General features: G+C 40.6%; 16 protein-coding genes and 3 tRNA genes. 7 read left to right on the top strand and 12 right to left on the bottom strand.

Annotated elements, in window-relative coordinates:
- Positions 1-83 precede the first annotated feature (83 nt).
- On the top strand, positions 84-1,076 hold the full coding sequence (gene bioB / locus F542_RS01940) for a biotin synthase BioB (protein WP_025266774.1): 993 nt from the start codon (positions 84-86) through the stop codon (positions 1,074-1,076).
- A 47-nt stretch (positions 1,077-1,123) separates the two neighbouring features.
- Here bioB and F542_RS01935 read toward each other — a convergent pair whose 3' ends face one another.
- From F542_RS01935 to serB, 6 genes are all read right to left on the bottom strand, one after another.
- Positions 1,124-2,422: an NAD(P)/FAD-dependent oxidoreductase gene (locus F542_RS01935; RefSeq protein WP_025266773.1), complete on the bottom strand. Its 1,299-nt coding sequence runs from the start codon at positions 2,420-2,422 to the stop codon at positions 1,124-1,126.
- 50 nt (positions 2,423-2,472) lie between these two features.
- Positions 2,473-2,549, bottom strand: a tRNA-Arg gene (locus F542_RS01930).
- Between the two features lie 65 nt (positions 2,550-2,614).
- Positions 2,615-2,691 (bottom strand) — tRNA-Arg (locus F542_RS01925).
- Positions 2,692-2,704: 13 nt separating this feature from the next.
- Positions 2,705-2,799 (bottom strand) — tRNA-Ser (locus tag F542_RS01920).
- 158 nt (positions 2,800-2,957) lie between these two features.
- Entirely contained in the window at positions 2,958-3,449 is a 492-nt protein-coding gene (locus F542_RS01915; protein WP_025266772.1) for a YajQ family cyclic di-GMP-binding protein, read from the bottom strand.
- 9 nt (positions 3,450-3,458) lie between these two features.
- Positions 3,459-4,325 (bottom strand): phosphoserine phosphatase SerB, encoded by an 867-nt coding sequence (serB, locus tag F542_RS01910; protein ID WP_025266771.1) that lies wholly within the window; start codon positions 4,323-4,325, stop codon positions 3,459-3,461.
- 118 nt (positions 4,326-4,443) lie between these two features.
- Between serB and F542_RS01905 the strand changes: the two genes are divergently transcribed.
- On the top strand, positions 4,444-5,100 hold the full coding sequence (locus F542_RS01905; RefSeq protein ID WP_025266770.1) for a YtjB family periplasmic protein: 657 nt from the start codon (positions 4,444-4,446) through the stop codon (positions 5,098-5,100).
- Between the two features lie 96 nt (positions 5,101-5,196).
- Positions 5,197-5,415 (top strand): translation initiation factor IF-1, encoded by a 219-nt coding sequence (infA, locus tag F542_RS01900; RefSeq protein WP_005712424.1) that lies wholly within the window; start codon positions 5,197-5,199, stop codon positions 5,413-5,415.
- 110 nt (positions 5,416-5,525) lie between these two features.
- Here infA and thrC read toward each other — a convergent pair whose 3' ends face one another.
- Complete coding sequence (gene thrC / locus F542_RS01895) at positions 5,526-6,809, bottom strand: threonine synthase (protein WP_025266769.1); 1,284 nt, start codon at positions 6,807-6,809, stop codon at positions 5,526-5,528.
- 87 nt (positions 6,810-6,896) lie between these two features.
- Here thrC and ygfZ point away from each other — a divergent pair, with 87 nt between their 5' ends.
- The 4 genes from ygfZ (at position 6,897) to rraA (ending at position 10,175) form a co-directional block, all read left to right on the top strand.
- A complete protein-coding gene (ygfZ, locus tag F542_RS01890) occupies positions 6,897-7,781 on the top strand; it encodes a CAF17-like 4Fe-4S cluster assembly/insertion protein YgfZ (RefSeq protein WP_042365763.1) in 885 nt (294 codons plus the stop codon).
- Positions 7,781-8,365 carry a ribonuclease HII gene (rnhB, locus tag F542_RS01885; RefSeq protein WP_015433276.1) on the top strand — a complete coding sequence of 195 codons (585 nt, stop codon included), beginning with the start codon at positions 7,781-7,783 and terminating at the stop codon, positions 8,363-8,365. Before ygfZ ends, rnhB begins: the two co-directional genes overlap by 1 nt.
- Entirely contained in the window at positions 8,362-9,609 is a 1,248-nt protein-coding gene (locus F542_RS01880) for a paraquat-inducible protein A (protein WP_015433277.1), read from the top strand. Before rnhB ends, F542_RS01880 begins: the two co-directional genes overlap by 4 nt.
- 65 nt (positions 9,610-9,674) lie before the next feature.
- Positions 9,675-10,175: a ribonuclease E activity regulator RraA gene (rraA, locus tag F542_RS01875; protein WP_015433278.1), complete on the top strand. Its 501-nt coding sequence runs from the start codon at positions 9,675-9,677 to the stop codon at positions 10,173-10,175.
- 47 nt (positions 10,176-10,222) lie between these two features.
- On the opposite strand, the gene tehB is transcribed toward rraA, so the two are convergent.
- From tehB to katG, 5 genes are all read right to left on the bottom strand, one after another.
- Positions 10,223-11,086, bottom strand: coding sequence for an SAM-dependent methyltransferase TehB (tehB, locus tag F542_RS01870; protein WP_025266767.1), 864 nt, complete (start codon positions 11,084-11,086; stop codon positions 10,223-10,225).
- A 111-nt stretch (positions 11,087-11,197) separates the two neighbouring features.
- On the bottom strand, positions 11,198-11,662 hold the full coding sequence (gene hpaC / locus F542_RS01865) for a 4-hydroxyphenylacetate 3-monooxygenase, reductase component (protein ID WP_015433280.1): 465 nt from the start codon (positions 11,660-11,662) through the stop codon (positions 11,198-11,200).
- 1 nt (position 11,663) lies between these two features.
- Complete coding sequence (locus F542_RS01860; protein WP_015433281.1) at positions 11,664-11,987, bottom strand: HI1450 family dsDNA-mimic protein; 324 nt, start codon at positions 11,985-11,987, stop codon at positions 11,664-11,666.
- A 119-nt stretch (positions 11,988-12,106) separates the two neighbouring features.
- On the bottom strand, positions 12,107-13,402 hold the full coding sequence (locus F542_RS01855; RefSeq protein WP_025266766.1) for an NCS2 family permease: 1,296 nt from the start codon (positions 13,400-13,402) through the stop codon (positions 12,107-12,109).
- Positions 13,403-13,557: 155 nt separating this feature from the next.
- Positions 13,558-15,726, bottom strand: a complete 2,169-nt coding sequence (gene katG, locus F542_RS01850; RefSeq protein WP_025266765.1) for a catalase/peroxidase HPI — start codon at positions 15,724-15,726, stop codon at positions 13,558-13,560.
- Positions 15,727-15,776 lie beyond the last annotated feature (50 nt).

The following is a 15,776-nucleotide window of genomic DNA, read 5'->3' as shown; positions in this document are numbered from 1 at the left end:
TGAGAATTCACGACAGTTACTAAAATAGAGTGGGCAAATATGCCCACTTTAATTTATCGGCCAACATGCAAAAAGGAGAGACTGTGACAATTTTTAATCTGCATCTTAAAGCTAAAAATGAGCTAACACAGCACCCCACCGTACAATATTGGCGTAAATGCCAAGTCGAAGAACTCTTTTCCATGCCCTTTATGGAGCTCATCTTTAAAGCGGCACAAATTCACCGAGAACACTTTAATCCACGAGAAATTCAACTTTCTACACTACTTTCAATTAAAACCGGTGGTTGCCCTGAAGATTGTGAATACTGTCCACAATCCGCACGTTATGACACAGGATTGGCTCGTCAAACGATGCTTTGTATTGAAGAGATTGTTGAAAAAGCGAAAATAGCAAAAGCTCGGGGCGCAAACCGCTTCTGTATGGGGGCTGCATGGCGGGGGCCAAAGCCAAAGGACATTGAAACTGTCTCTCAAATTATTACTGCGGTAAAAGCGTTAGGGTTAGAAACCTGTGGCACATTTGGCATGCTAGAAGCAGGAATGGCAGAAGATTTGAAAGCCGCAGGGCTAGATTACTATAACCACAATTTAGACACGGATCCTGCTCGTTATCATAAAATTGTCCACACTCGTAACCACGATGACCGCATGGATACACTTGGTAAGGTTCGTAATGCTGGACTAAAAGTCTGTTGTGGCGGCATCATTGGCATGAATGAAACCCGTGCTGAACGAGCAGGTTTAATTGCTAGTCTTGCTAATCTTGATCCACAGCCTGAAAGTGTCCCCATTAACCAATTAGTTAAAGTAGAAGGCACGCCACTAGCCAATGCGGAAACACTGGATTGGACAGAATTTGTTCGTACTATTGCGGTTGCACGTATCACAATGCCGAAAAGCTATGTACGTCTATCTGCAGGAAGAAGTGATATGCCAGAGGCCATGCAAGCACTCTGTTTTATGGCTGGTGCAAATTCTATTTTTTATGGAGATAAGCTGCTCACTACAGAAAATCCAGAAGAAGATCGTGATCAGTTATTAATGAACAAACTTGATCTTTATCCACAAAATTAACTCATCTATATAATAAAGCACGAAGCATCACAATGCTTCGTACTTTATTAACGATATTTATCCAAAAATTTATAATATTGAATACCGAGTCTAACCGCCATTTTTTTTACTAAACGCCCACCAAAAAAACTAGGGACTTTTAATTGCTCAAAAACGGCAAGACGCTCCTTATTACCTTGAATGGCTTCCGCAATAATCCGTCCTGCTAGCCCTGTTAAAGCAACGCCATGTCCAGAAAACCCTTGGGCAAAATAAATATTTGGTTGAATTTCTCCAAAATGAGGGGCTGCATTTAGCGTCATATCAATAGGTCCTCCCCAGCCATATTCAATTTTAACTTTTTCAAGCTGTGGAAATACTTCAAGCATATTACGACGCATTTTAGCAACCATATCGACATTGCTGCTTGAATCACTGCCAAACAGCAAACGGTTATCAGCAGTTAAACGATAATAATCCAGCAAAATATTATTGTCACAAACCGACATCCCATTATTAATCAAACTTGCTGCAAGTTTTGGCTCTAAACGCTCCGTGGCAATAATAAAGCTCTCTACAGGTAAGATCTTACGAGGTAAATTAAAACTGATCCGTTTATTTTGCTTAGCATCAATATAAGCATTGGTAGCAAGCACGATAGATTGTGCTTTAACTTGCCCTTCTGGCGTAAAAATGATTGTGTGTTGAGCCTGATTATTCAAATCAATCGCTGGGCTATGCTCATAAATTTTTACTCCAAGTGATAAACAAGCTTGTGCCAATCCTAAGCAGTAGTTTAATGGATGAAGATGACCAGATTGACTATCATAAAGCCCTCCCACATAAATTTCACTGCCAAGATATTGTTGTAACTGGGCTTTATCCCACAATTGCATATGTGAATAGCCAAAGTGTTCTCGGCTTGCTCGCTCTATAGCAACTAAGTCTTCCATACGACGATGGTTTAATGCCAAGGTTGCATAACCTTTTTTCCAATCACATTGAATATTATACTTATTGACACGCTCATCAATGATCGCTATCGCCTCAAGCGACATCTCCCATAATTTACGAGCTTGCTCGAAGCCGACCTGCTCAATGTACTCATCAATACCATCTTCAAAACCGTTAATCGCCTGTCCACCGTTTCGACCTGAAGCCCCAAAGCCAACCCTCGCACCTTCTAGAACCACAACACTTTTGCCTTTTTCTGCAAGTTCTAAAGCGGTTGAAAGTCCAAGAAAACCTGCACCAATAATACAAACATCGGCAGTTATTTTTTCAGTTAAACTTGGTAGGGTAAAATGGATATTACGCGTTTCTGAGTAATAGGTACGAAAATGTTCTTGATGAGCAAATGTAAGCATAAAAGCCCAATTGAATCTAAATATTGAAGAAAATAAGAACTTAAGTGAAATGGCGCACCCGAGAGGATTCGAACCTCTGACCGCTCGGTTCGTAGCCGAGTACTCTATCCAGCTGAGCTACGGGTGCGTATTTGAAATATTGTGAGAATTTAGTTTATCAGCGACCATTTTATTCTAGAGTATCAAATAAAATGGCGCACCCGAGAGGATTCGAACCTCTGACCGCTCGGTTCGTAGCCGAGTACTCTATCCAGCTGAGCTACGGGTGCGTGATAAAGTAAATGGCGGTGAGAGAGGGATTCGAACCCTCGATAGAGCTTTTTAACCCTATACTCCCTTAGCAGGGGAGCGCCTTCAGCCTGCTCGGCCATCTCACCACTCACTGTGTCTGTGGCGTGCATATTACTAGGTTCTGAAAATATGTCAAATTTTTTTTTATGAAAAATAAATGGTTGTCGAGTTAGTAGGCGATATGTTTAATTTTCTTTCACTTTGTACAAAATATAAGAGCGAACTATTGTTCGCTCTTATATTTTTAGTCACGAAAATTATTAAATTGGAACGGCTGCCCAAGTTCTGCATTTTTTACCAATTGAATAACAGCTTGTAGATCATCCCGAGATTTACCCGTTACACGCACTTGATCACCTTGAATCTGAGTTTGTACTTTAATTTTAGAATCTTTCACCAATTTCGTAATCTTTTTCGCCATCTCAGTTTCAATTCCCTGCTTGAGCTTGATTTCTTTACTGTATAACTTACCGTGATGCTCACTTTCAGTTGGAATATCTAATGAGCTACTATCTATATCTCGCTTAATACAAGCACCAATCAATACTTCAACCAGTTGCTCAAGTTGGAAATCAGATTCCGTTGTGATTTTAATACTCTCACTCTTTTCATTTAACTCAATCGTAGCTTCTACGCCACGAAAATCATAACGAGTACTTAATACACGATTCGCATTTTCTACTGCATTACGCACCTCGTGCATGGTAATTTCAGACACAATATCAAAAGAAGGCATTTTTCTCTCCTAATTTAATTCATTAAATAATTTTCTTGCATTGAGCAAAACAGCCAACGCACCCAAATCGCCAAAGTTTACCACAAATTTAGCTTGTTCCTGTACTTTTGGCTTGGCGTGTAAGGCAACACCGAGGCTTGCCATTTTCAACATGAGTAAATCATTTGCGCCATCACCTACTGCAACCCATTGCTGCTTCGGAATCGAAAATTCGTGCCCTAAGCGTTGCAATGTTTCTGCTTTATATTCCGCATGAACCACTTGACCTAAAATATTCCCTGTTAATTGGCCATCAACAATTTCAAGTTTATTGGCCACTGCTTCATCTAAACCATAGTTGGCTTTTAAATAATCCGCAAAATAATCAAAGCCTCCTGAAGCAATTGCAATCTTCCAACCATATTTTTTCAATTCTACGATTAGCGTTTCAAAACCATCCATAAGCGGTAGATTTTCACGTACTTTTTGCAAAATCTCCTCAGGAGAATTTGCTAGTGTGCCAACACGTTTACGCAAACTTTGCACAAAGTCCAATTCTCCCCGCATTGCTGCTGCAGTAATAGCGGCAACATTTTCGCCACTTCCTGCCAGTTTAGCAATTTCATCAATACACTCTATTTTTATTGCGGTAGAATCCATATCCATCACAAGCAGCCCAGGTTGCTCAAGGCTTGGAATAACTTCAAGCAAACTATAGTCGGCTCTCAAATGATTAGCCTGCTGCACTGCCTCTTCGTTGAGTTCTCCTGTAAAAAAGGCAATTGAATAATCAAGATAGTGACACAAACCCAGTAATTGATTTGCAGTTTTTTCAGCAAAATTAACCGCTTGTTGGTTTGTCAGCGTTTTAGCATAAAGAAAAAAGATAGGTTGCATAGATGAGATAAACTAGAGAAAACAGTGATGAGATGATAAAAAAATAATCGTTATCTGTCTATATTCGTCTCCTTTAACCAGAATATGCTACAATCATGCCCCTACTCTGGGGGAATCTATGTATATAAACCGAGAAAAAACCATTAAATTCAGCATAATTGGTTTGGTTTTTGTCTTTTGTTTTGCCATCGTGGCATTGATTTTGAATGGAATTAATCAATTTAAAGCCGGCTCTCAGCTCGCTACGGTTAATCAAGTGTCACATTTGTCACATCTACTGGTTCGCCAACAAGCCAATCTGTTTTCATTAATCCTAATGAAAAATGCCCGCCATGAGGAAATTAATGAAGCATTAGAGCATTTTGCTAAAGAAGACTTTGTCATTGATGCAAGTTTATACAGCACTAATGGAACACTTATTGCACAAAGTAGTAACGCATTAAGCTTTAAAGCCTCTGAACTCGCACAAATTAATACCACCCAGCAAATTGTTGAACCGATATTTATTCAACAAGAATTATCTGGTTTTTTACGCGTAACATTTAACGCAGAATATGGACAAACGACTCGCAATAAAATTAATGCGCTCTTTCATCTCCTTTATGGAGAACTGCTAATACTCTTTTTAGCCGGCGGATTATTTGTTAGCTGTTTCTATATTTTTCGTCGTAAAAATATCCATATTGTCTACCATAATCGTAAAATACAGCGAGCGACAGAGAAAAAGCAAACTCAGCGATTCCATTCTCGTCGCCGAGCCTTCGTGCGAAAATAGCCAATATACGCGGCAAAAGTTGGAAATTCAGACAAACGGGCGTATAATATCGCCCGTTTTTTTATTTTATTCGCTATTCAAACAAAAGAGGAAGAAATGGCAAAAGAAGATTGCATTGAAATGCAAGGAACAATTTTAGAAACCTTACCTAACACTATGTTCCGCGTTGAACTGGAAAATGGTCATGTTGTAACAGCACATATTTCAGGAAAAATGCGTAAAAACTATATCCGTATTTTAACAGGCGATAAAGTTACCGTTGAAATGACTCCATACGATTTAAGCAAGGGTCGTATTATTTTCCGTGCAAGATAATTGATATAACAGCTCGCTCTTGAAAAAGTGAGCTATAGCCAATAGCTAAAAATAAAATGGTTGTGAATCGTTATTGCTAACAGTTCACAACCATTTTTTATTTGCCCAAATTATTTAGCTAAAAGATAATTGCGCAATGCATTAAAATCTGCCGCCATAGTATCTGAAAGCAGAGGCAATTTATTATGCTTATCTAACGCTTCAGGCAGTGGCAACTCAAGCTCAAGAATACGCTCTACACTTTCTTTAAATTTAGCAGGGTGAGCCGTGCAAAGGAAAATACCCGTTTCTCCTTCGTTCAGTTGATTTTTTAATACATCATAAGCAATCGCACCATGCGGCTCACATAAATAACCTTCTGCATATTGTGCTTTTAATGCCGATTCTGTTTCAACATCGCTTAATGCACCTGAACCTAATTCGCTCAATGCCCAACCATTACGTTTGAATAGCTCTTCGACACGTGGCCAGTTATTCGGACGGCTTACATCCATGGCATTAGAAAGGGTGGCTACTGTTGCATTTGGTTGCCATTCACCCGTTGCTAAATAGCGAGGCACAGTATCATTCGCATTGGTTGATGCGATGAAACGTTTAATTGGTAAGCCTAAACTTTTGGCAATTAAACCTGCAGTTAAGTTACCAAAGTTACCACTCGGCACAGACACTACCACTTCTGAACGTTTTTCTTTCGGCAGTTGCGCGACTGCTTCAAAATAGTAACAGATTTGAGCGAGTAAACGGCTGATATTGATTGAGTTTGCCGAGTTTAAGCCAATTGCTTGGCGAAGTTCTGCATCATCAAAGGCTTGTTTTACTAAGGCTTGGCACGCATCAAAATCGGATTCAATTGCGACAGTGCGAATGTTACCGCCAAGGGTGCAAAATAATTTTTCTTGTAACGGGCTGATTTTACCTTTTGGATAAAGAATCACGACATTGATATTTTCTAAGCCATAAAATGCATGAGCAACCGCTGCACCGGTATCACCTGAAGTTGCCGTTAAAATCGTGATTTTTCCATCGCCACGCACTGCACTTAACGCTTGTGCCATAAAACGACCACCAAAATCTTTAAAAGCAAGTGTTGGGCCGTGGAATAACTCTAATGCATAGATATTCTCATTCACTTTTGCTACAGGGGCAGGGAAGGTGAAGGCATTTTTTACCATCGCATTTAAGGTTTCAGCAGGAATTTCCTCGCCAATTAACGCACCAAGAATTTTTTGGCTACGCTCAACTAATGGTAGTGCTAACAGTTCTTCGATTTCTTGTTCATTGAAAGAAGGGATAGTTTCAGGAAAGAACAAACCTTGATCTTTACCTAAACCTTGACGGACAGCTTGAGCAAAATTTACTTGCTCTTCGGGGTGTTTGATGTTGTATAAGTTCATTTTATTATCCTATCGGAAATGCAAAAAAACGCATTGATTGTAGCGGTTCGCTTTCGTTAGTCAATGCAAAAAAACGATTTTAGCGGTATGATGAGCAACATTTTTTATCACAGAGAAAAACAGATGCAATTAACCATTCAACTTTCTCAATACCGCTTAATTGAAATTAACGGTGTTGATGCACAAAAATATCTACAAGGGCAACTGACTTGCGATGTGGCAAAATTAGCTGATGGCAGTCAAACTCTCGCGGCTCATTGCGATCCCAAAGGAAAAATGAGTGCTTTGTTCCGTTTATATAAAGCAAGTAGTGAGCATTTTTTTGCTATTATCGCTAAAGATCTCTTACCCGAAGCGCTGGATCAATTAAAAAAATATGCCGTTTTCTCAAAAGTAAGTTTTAGCGAATTAGATACGCCAATTTATGGCACGACAAGCGGTGAAATTTTTGCAAAATTTTGCCAAGAAACGACCGCTTGTACGTTGGAAACCGAGCCAAAACGTTATTTAATTTGGGGCGAAGACTTAACTATAGATACCAATGCAGAGCCTTCGGTATGGGATTTATTGGATATTCAACAAGGCATTCCTCTGCTTTATAAAGCCAACCAATTTGAGCTGATTCCACAGGCAACCAATCTGCAAATGTTAGATCAAGCTATCTCTTTTACCAAAGGCTGCTATATTGGGCAGGAAACGGTCGCAAGAGCAAAATATCGTGGAGCAAACAAGCGAGCGATGTTTACCCTTGTAGGCGAGAATCCAAGCATATTGCCGGAAATCGGGGGGGCAATTGAAATGCAGCTGGGCGAAAATTGGCGTGCCACAGGGACAATTTTAAGTTTTGTCGTGGCGGAAAATAAATTGTGGGTACAAGTTGTGTTAAACCGTGAGCTGGAAGCAGACAGCCAATTCCGTTTAGGCGAAACCCATCTTTGCATTTATCCGCTCCCTTATGAGGTTGAAGCGTAATGGCAGAATTTCAATATCCTCTTGCCAATCTGATTGCGGGTGTCGATGAAGTCGGGCGAGGGCCTTTGGTTGGTGCGGTGGTGACTGCCGCTGTCATTTTAGACCCGAATAATCCGATTGAAGGCTTAGCAGATTCAAAAAAACTTTCAGAAAAACGCCGACTTGTTCTTGCTGAGGAAATTAAAGCAAAGGCATTGGCTTGGTCGCTCGGACGTGCAGAAGTAGAAGAAATAGATGAACTCAATATTCTGCATGCCACCATGTTGGCAATGCAACGAGCTGTGGCAGGTCTAAGTATTCAGCCTGATTTTGTTTTAGTCGATGGTAATCGTATTCCCCAATTACCAATGCCTGCTCAAGCGGTTGTGAAAGGCGATAGTCTCGTTGCAGAGATTAGTGCCGCCTCGATCCTTGCGAAAGTCTCACGTGATCAAGAGATGTTAGCACTGGATCAACAGTATCCCGAATACGGTTTTGCCAAACATAAAGGCTATCCAACCAAACTACATTTTGAAATGTTAGAACAATTTGGGGTTACCCCATTTCATCGTAAAAGTTTTGCACCTGTAGCAAAAAGATTATGAAAAAGGAAGAATTTTACCTGCAACGCTGTGGCGAGTGCGATAGCATCGTGCAAATTAAGAAATCTTTAACACTGCAACACGCTTGTTGCCCAAATTGTGGCGATGTATTGCAGGCAGGTGAGCGTTGGTCATTAAAACGCTGTGCGATTATTGCCATGGCAATTTTGATCTTATTACCATTTGCTTTAATGTTACCCTTAATGAACATTGACTTGCTCGGCATCAAAATTTATGCCTCGGTCTGGGGGGGAACGTGGAAAATGGCGACTGCAGGTTTCCAATATACGGCATTTATGATTCTCTTTTGTGCGATTATTATGCCTATTTCCTTTGCCAGTCTGGTCGTGCTTATTTGGATACAACGGCTTATTGGGCAACGCCCTCGCTATACCCTGCTGCTACTCACCAAATCAAAACCGTGGGTAATGCTAGATGTTTATCTTGTTGGACTTGCGGTTGCAGCTTATAAAGTGCGTGAATATGCCACGTTAGAATTTGATATTCACATTATTGCATTTATTTTTACCGCTCTCTTAACGACGCTGCTTTTTATTAAAATCGATCCACAACGCTGGTGGGCTGATTTTTATCCCGAATATCACTCACTTCCCCATGATCACAACGGGCGAGTAAGCTTATGTCCAGAGTGTGAATATAGCTTTGATGAAACCATTGTTGATAAAAAAGGGCATCAGCGTTGCCCTCGCTGTGAAAGCAATTTAGATATTAGCGATAACATTAAATTACAGCGCGTATGGGCAACATTAATCGCAGGTGCAATTATGATGATTCCTGCCAACATTTTTCCAATTTCATCGGTAGAATTGGCAGGTGTAGAGTCTGCTGATACCTTAATGAGCGGCGTGATGACTTTTTTATCGATGGGGAGTTATGCGGTTGCAGCTATCGTGTTTATTGCCAGTATTGCGGTACCCTTTAGCAAAATCGCTGTCATTTTCTATTTATTATTAGCGATTCACTATCGTTGGAAGCATCCTATACATTGGCAGATGAAATTACTTCACTATGTGCATTTTGTCGGGCGTTGGTCGATGCTTGATTTATTTGTGTTAGCCTTAATGATGTCATTAGTTGAACGTGGACAAATTATTAGTTTTTCTGTAGGAGAGGCGGCATTCTATTTCGGTGCAGCCGTTTTCTTAACCATGATTTCATCAAGTTATCTTGATGCGAGAATGTTATGGCGGATTCATCGTGAGAATCAATCCCATACAAGCGGCTAAATTTGAACAAAATTGTGCAAAGGTTTATACTTTTGCCCGAAATAACAAAAACAAGGAGCATAATTATGCGTGTTGATACTTCAGAGCTTTGCGATATTTATTCTGATCAAGTGGATGTTGTCGAACCCATTTTTTCTAGCTTTGGTGGCGTATCTTCTTTCTTTGGTAAAATCACAACCGTAAAATGTTTCGAAAGTAACGGCTTAATTGCAGAAGTACTCGAAGAAAATGGTGAAGGGCGTGTTCTGCTTGTTGATGGCGGTGGTGCTGTTCGCCGTGCATTAATTGATGCAGAGCTGGCTCAACTTGCCGTAGATAATGGTTGGGCGGGTATTATTGTAAATGGTGCTGTGCGACAATTAGATGTTCTGGAAACCCTAGATATTGGTATTCAGGCATTAGCTCCAATTCCTGTAGGTGCAGAGGATGATACTCATGGTGAAGTTGATACACCTGTTAATTTTGGTGGCGTAACATTTTTACCAGAAGATTATGTTTATGCAGATTTAACTGGGATTATCCTTTCACCAGAATTGCTCGATCCCGTAGAAACAGAAACAGAATAACCTAAAATTAAGGCACTTTAGGATACCACTAAAGTGCCTTTTTTCTATTATGCAAGCTTCTTAGCTAGCATTGTCGCAAATTTCATTTTAATTCGATTGCCGTTTGCATCTGTTTTATGCAGCTCGCCTAAATTTTCATTATATTTTACCAATTCCCAACCTTGATAATAATTAGCCAGCTCCCCTTCTGCGAAAGTAAATGAGAATGGCATTGGGCAAGGGTACGCCTCAGTATTCATCGCACACACAATTAGATTATAACCACCAACTTTGGTATTTTGCTGCATATTTTGGATAATTGCAGGAATACGAGAACGTTCTAAAAACATCATCACCACGGTCGAAACGATCAAATCAAACTCGCCTTGAATATCCGCCTGATTAATATCGTACACCGCAGTTTGTAACTGGGTTAATTGCTCTTTTTCAATAATCATATCCAAAAAGTGAACACTTTCTGCATTATGATCAACCGCTTGCACATCGAAACCACGTAAATTTAAATAGAGCGCATTCCGCCCACGCCCACAGCCTAGATCTAACGCTCTTCCCCCTTGAATATAATTGAGCGCATGTAAAACTTCAGAATGAGTTGTCGTTAAGTTATATTTTTTCGCATAATAATCTTCCGGTTTGCAATAAAATGCTAGCTGACATTCTAAATCATCTGATAGCGCTTCAACATTATGCCAAACTTGAGGTTCAACAAAGGGAGGTTGATGCTCAACATCAAATACCGCTTCGCTAAGAACTTCACCACTTTCTGTCCGCTCATAATATTTTAGTGCGCCTTTATGAATAGTTAATTTTGCCCAAGTTCCCACTTTAGTATTATGTTGTTCTTGAAACATTTGTGGCAAAGTTGCTTTTGTCCAAACGGGCATTTGTTTGTAGCAAATAAGATTTTCCATTTTTATTCCTAATAGTTGAGTAAAAAAGTAGGATAATTCTAGCGCTCTGGAAAATTCTGCCAATAAAAAACCGATCAAAAGATCGGCTTTTTGTCACTCGGTTGATATCCATCAAATTTCTAAGCATTTAAATTGACGAGCAAAATAGGTAAGCGCAGATTTTGGATTCACCTCAATATCATTTAACTCCACAATGAAAATAGAATGTGTCGCCACAGAATGAGTAGCAACAATTCTACCTGATAAATTAGCTACCGCATCCTTGAGCTTAATATCATCTTTCCAAATATCCCAACTAAAGCGCTCTGCCATAGAACTACCTAACATAGCGGCAAAATGTTTAGCTAATTCTGCTTGCTCAGCTGCCAATACATTTATACAAACTTCGCCGTTTTCAATCAGTAAATCATGTAAATCACTATTTTTATTGATACAAAATAGCAATGTTGCAGGGCTATCACTGACCGATGTCACCGAAGAAACAGTAATCCCAATTTTTCCTGCTTTACCTTTACTGGTAACAATACTCACCGCAGCGGCCAAATGCGCCATTGCATCTCGAAATTGCTGTTGCATATTACTCCTTCCAAACTACGTGATATTCAGGATTTTCCTGATCGAGCGAAATGAGAAAACGAGCGAATACATCATCCATGACATCTTGTTCATTCACCAAGCCAACCCAAATTTCAGCAAATGCTTCAGGGTCGATTAGCACCCCTATTTCTTGATCCCAATCTTCACCGGTTTCCACCATTTCTACCGCACCACGTTCTTCAAATTGCAGATTAAATAGTAAAATATCCGCAGGCTCAAGATTCTCTGGAGCCATCTCTAGAAAAATATCGTAAGCCGTATCAATTAAATGGTCAATTTGCTGTTCTGTTAATTGTTCACTCATTATTTCTCCTTCATAAACAAGACAAGCGGTCTTTTTCCACTCAAAATTTGCAAAATTTTAACAGAAAAAGACCGCTTGCTTAACTATTTATTCCCACGCGAGAAAACAGGGGGAATAGCCTAGCCAACCCAGACAAATTTAATCACAAATAAAAGTGAAACCACCGCAACCGCTGGATTAATTTCTTTCAGACGACCGGTGAAGGTTTTCATTACACAATAACTGATAAAGCCAAACGCAATTCCTTCTGTAATTGAATACGTAAATGGCATCATTGCCGTAGTAATAAATGCTGGAGTGGCTTCAGTAAGATCATCCCACTGCACCTCAATTAAGCTTGATGCCATTAAAATACCAACAAACACTAATGCCCCTGCGGTAGCATATGCAGGCACAACGCTAGCCAATGGCGAGAAGAAAATCGTTAATAAGAACAATACCCCCACAGTAATGGCTGTTAAGCCTGTACGACCTCCAACAGAAACACCCGAACCACTTTCGATATAAGTAGAAATTGCTGATGTTCCCATATAAGAACCCGCCATAGCGCTGACGCTATCCACATAAAGTGCTTGCTTCATTTTCGGGAATTTACCTTGTTTATCAGCAATACCGGCTTTATCTGTTACGGCAATCAATGTGCCGGATGAATCGAACAGGTTTACCAACATAAAGGAAAAAATAATTCCCAGCAGTGCTGTATCTAAAGCGCCAGCAATATCAACTTGCCCAACTACAGCCTCAAGACTCGGAGGCGTAGAGATTACACCACTAAATTTCACATCTGGATCAAAAATGAGGGCTAATGTAGTTACAGCAACAATCGAAATTAAGACACCTGAATGTACGTTTTTCGCGGCTAATACCACTATAATAAAGAAACCTAAAATCCCCATTAATACTTTAGGATCATGCAGCTCTCCAAGCGCTACTAAAGTAGCAGGATTGGCAACCACTAAGCCCATATTTTTAAAACCGATAAGGGCGATAAACAAACCGATACCAGCGCCAATCCCTACACGTAACCCTAATGGAATTGCAGACATAAACCAGTAACGCACTTGTAATACGGTTAAAATAAACAGCCCAACAGAACCCCAAAAAATGGTTCCCATGCCTACTTGCCAAGAGAACCCCAACTTTTGCACCACAACGAAAGCAAAAAATGCATTCAAGCCCATCGCTGGCGCAAGCGCAATAGGTAGATTACTAAATAAGCCCATTGCAATCGTGCCAAATGCGGCAATTAAGCAGGTAGTCACGAATACGACTTGAGTATCCATACCTGCCACACCAAGAATAGAAGGATTAACGAAAACGATGTAAACCATCGTGAAGAAAGTGGTGATCCCCGCAATAATTTCGGTTTTCACATTTGTGCCTTTTTCGGAAAGGCGGAAGAGTTTTTCAAGCATTGAAATTTCCAAAGGTTGTTAAAAACCGCATTCTAGTGAAGCAAAAACCAAAAAGCAACCGTTTGCCGATACAAGCGGTCAAAAAATTTAACAAATTTGCAAAAAAACCTGACTGCTTACACAGTCAGGTTTTCCTTTATTTCGCTATTCGTTAATTATTTTTTCAAATCAAAACGATCTGCGTTCATCACTTTCACCCACGCTTTCACAAAATCTTTCACAAATTTCTCTTTGCTGTCGTCTTGGGCATAAAGCTCTGTGTATGCACGTAAGATAGAGTTAGAACCGAATACTAAGTCCACACGGCTTGCAGTGTATTTGGTTTCACCTGATTTACGTTCAACAATGTTGTAGCTGTTGCGACCTGTCGGCTCCCACTTGTAGTTCATATCAACGAGAACACGGAAGAAATCAGTGCTTAATACGCCTTCGTTTTGGGTGAACACACCACGTTTATCCCCACCGAAGTTTGCACCTAACACACGTAAACCACCGACTAATACCGTCATCTCTGGTGCGGTTAAGCCTAATAATTGTGCACGATCTAATAACAACTCTTCTGGTTGTGGCGCATAGTGTGCTTCTTGGAAGTTACGGAAACCATCGTGAATTGGTTTTAAGAACTCAAAGCTCTCTAAATCTGTTTGCTCTTGAGTTGCATCACCACGACCTGCGGCAAATGGCACAGTGATATTCACACCAGCCGCACGTGCCGCTTGCTCAACAGCAGCAGTACCACCTAATACAATTAAATCTGCAATAGAGACGTTAGTTTCAGCAGAGATATTTTCATACACCGCTAAGACTTTCGCTAAACGCTCAGGTTCGTTACCGATCCAATCTTTTTGCGGCGCTAAACGAATACGAGCACCGTTTGCACCACCACGATAGTCTGAGCCACGGAAAGTACGCGCACTGTCCCAAGCGGTTGCGACTAATTCAGCCGTTGTTAAACCGCTTGCTAAAATTCTCGCTTTCAGGCTTTCTACTTCTGCCTCAGTTGGAACATGTTTTGGCGCAGGAATTGGATCTTGCCAAATTAAATCTTCTGCTGGTACATCTGGACCGATATAACGAGATTTTGGCCCCATATCACGGTGAGTCAGTTTAAACCACGCACGAGCAAAGGCATCGTCTAATGCCGCTTGATCGTTTAAGAAACGTAATGAAATCTCACGGTAAATTGGATCTTTGATTAACGCCATATCGGCATCAGTCATCGCAATTTTGCGTTTTTTGCTTGGATTAAAAGAATCCACTGGCATATCTTCTTCGTCCATTTCAGACGGTTCCCACTGTTTTGCGCCAGCAGGTGATTTTACATTGACAAATTTATCTTCGTATTTGAATAATAATTTGAAGAATTCGTTATCCCAACGGTCTGGGTTAGTTGTCCAAGCCCCTTCTAAACCTGAGGTAACCATTCCTGGTTTTTCATAGCTCCAACCTAAACCTTGTTCGTGAATATCAGCCGCTTCTGGATCGGCTCCCACTTTCGCAGCATTACCGTTACCGTGCATTTTACCGATGGTATGACCACCTGCGGTTAATGCCACTGTCTCTTCATCGTTCATACCCATACGAGCAAAAGTCACACGCATATCACGTGCTGTTTTCACAGGATCTGGATTACCATCCACCCCTTCTGGGTTAACATAGATTAAGCCCATCATTACAGAGGCAAGTGGATTTTCTAATTCTTGGTGATCATCGCTCCAACGGTTGCCTTCTGAACCTGTTGCCGCTAACCACTCTTTTTCAGAGCCCCAGTAAGTATCTTTTTCTGGGTGCCAAATATCTTCACGACCAAAGCCGAAACCAAAGGTTTTTAAGCCTGCTGCTTCATAGCCTAATGTCCCAGCTAAGATGATTAAATCCGCCCAAGAGATTTTGTTACCGTATTTTTGTTTGATTGGGAACAATAAACGGCGAGCTTTATCTAAGTTTGCGTTATCGGGCCAGCTGTTTAATGGCGCAAAACGTTGGTTGCCAGTGTTACCGCCACCACGACCGTCCATTGCACGGTAGCTACCCGCTGCGTGCCACGCCATACGTGCCATTAAACCGCCGTAGTAACCATAGTCTGCTGGCCACCATTCTTGGCTATCACGTAATAAAGCACGAATATCAGCTTTTAATGCTTCTACGTCTAATTTTTTTAATTCTTCTGCGTAGTTAAACTCTTCACCCATTGGGTTCACTTTTTTATCGTGTTGGTGAAGAATGTCTAAATTTAAAGTTTTTGGCCACCACGCCATCACGCTTTGACCTTCAATGGTGTTACTGCCGTGTACTGGGCAGCCTGATACTTTCATCTCTTTCATAAGAATTTCCTTCAAAATGGGTTCGCTATAAACAAAATAACCCCGATGGG

The sequence above is a fragment of the Bibersteinia trehalosi USDA-ARS-USMARC-188 genome, from assembly GCF_000521725.1.
In the GTDB taxonomy this organism is placed as follows: domain Bacteria; phylum Pseudomonadota; class Gammaproteobacteria; order Enterobacterales; family Pasteurellaceae; genus Bibersteinia; species Bibersteinia trehalosi.
Note: the sequence above shows the minus strand (reverse complement) of the source record. Positions and strands in the feature narration are given on the sequence as shown.

Coding starts and splice junctions, on each gene's coding strand:
- tehB (WP_025266767.1), bottom strand. CDS start 11,086: ATGGAAAATCTTATTTGCTACAAACAAATGCCCGTTTGGACAAAAGCA.
- rraA (WP_015433278.1), top strand. CDS start 9,675: ATGCGTGTTGATACTTCAGAGCTTTGCGATATTTATTCTGATCAAGTG.
- infA (WP_005712424.1), top strand. CDS start 5,197: ATGGCAAAAGAAGATTGCATTGAAATGCAAGGAACAATTTTAGAAACC.
- F542_RS01855 (WP_025266766.1), bottom strand. CDS start 13,402: ATGCTTGAAAAACTCTTCCGCCTTTCCGAAAAAGGCACAAATGTGAAA.
- F542_RS01935 (WP_025266773.1), bottom strand. CDS start 2,422: ATGCTTACATTTGCTCATCAAGAACATTTTCGTACCTATTACTCAGAA.
- hpaC (WP_015433280.1), bottom strand. CDS start 11,662: ATGCAACAGCAATTTCGAGATGCAATGGCGCATTTGGCCGCTGCGGTG.
- F542_RS01905 (WP_025266770.1), top strand. CDS start 4,444: ATGTATATAAACCGAGAAAAAACCATTAAATTCAGCATAATTGGTTTG.
- F542_RS01880 (WP_015433277.1), top strand. CDS start 8,362: ATGAAAAAGGAAGAATTTTACCTGCAACGCTGTGGCGAGTGCGATAGC.
- F542_RS01915 (WP_025266772.1), bottom strand. CDS start 3,449: ATGCCTTCTTTTGATATTGTGTCTGAAATTACCATGCACGAGGTGCGT.
- rnhB (WP_015433276.1), top strand. CDS start 7,781: ATGGCAGAATTTCAATATCCTCTTGCCAATCTGATTGCGGGTGTCGAT.
- F542_RS01860 (WP_015433281.1), bottom strand. CDS start 11,987: ATGAGTGAACAATTAACAGAACAGCAAATTGACCATTTAATTGATACG.
- serB (WP_025266771.1), bottom strand. CDS start 4,325: ATGCAACCTATCTTTTTTCTTTATGCTAAAACGCTGACAAACCAACAA.
- thrC (WP_025266769.1), bottom strand. CDS start 6,809: ATGAACTTATACAACATCAAACACCCCGAAGAGCAAGTAAATTTTGCT.
- katG (WP_025266765.1), bottom strand. CDS start 15,726: ATGAAAGAGATGAAAGTATCAGGCTGCCCAGTACACGGCAGTAACACC.
- ygfZ (WP_042365763.1), top strand. CDS start 6,897: ATGATGAGCAACATTTTTTATCACAGAGAAAAACAGATGCAATTAACC.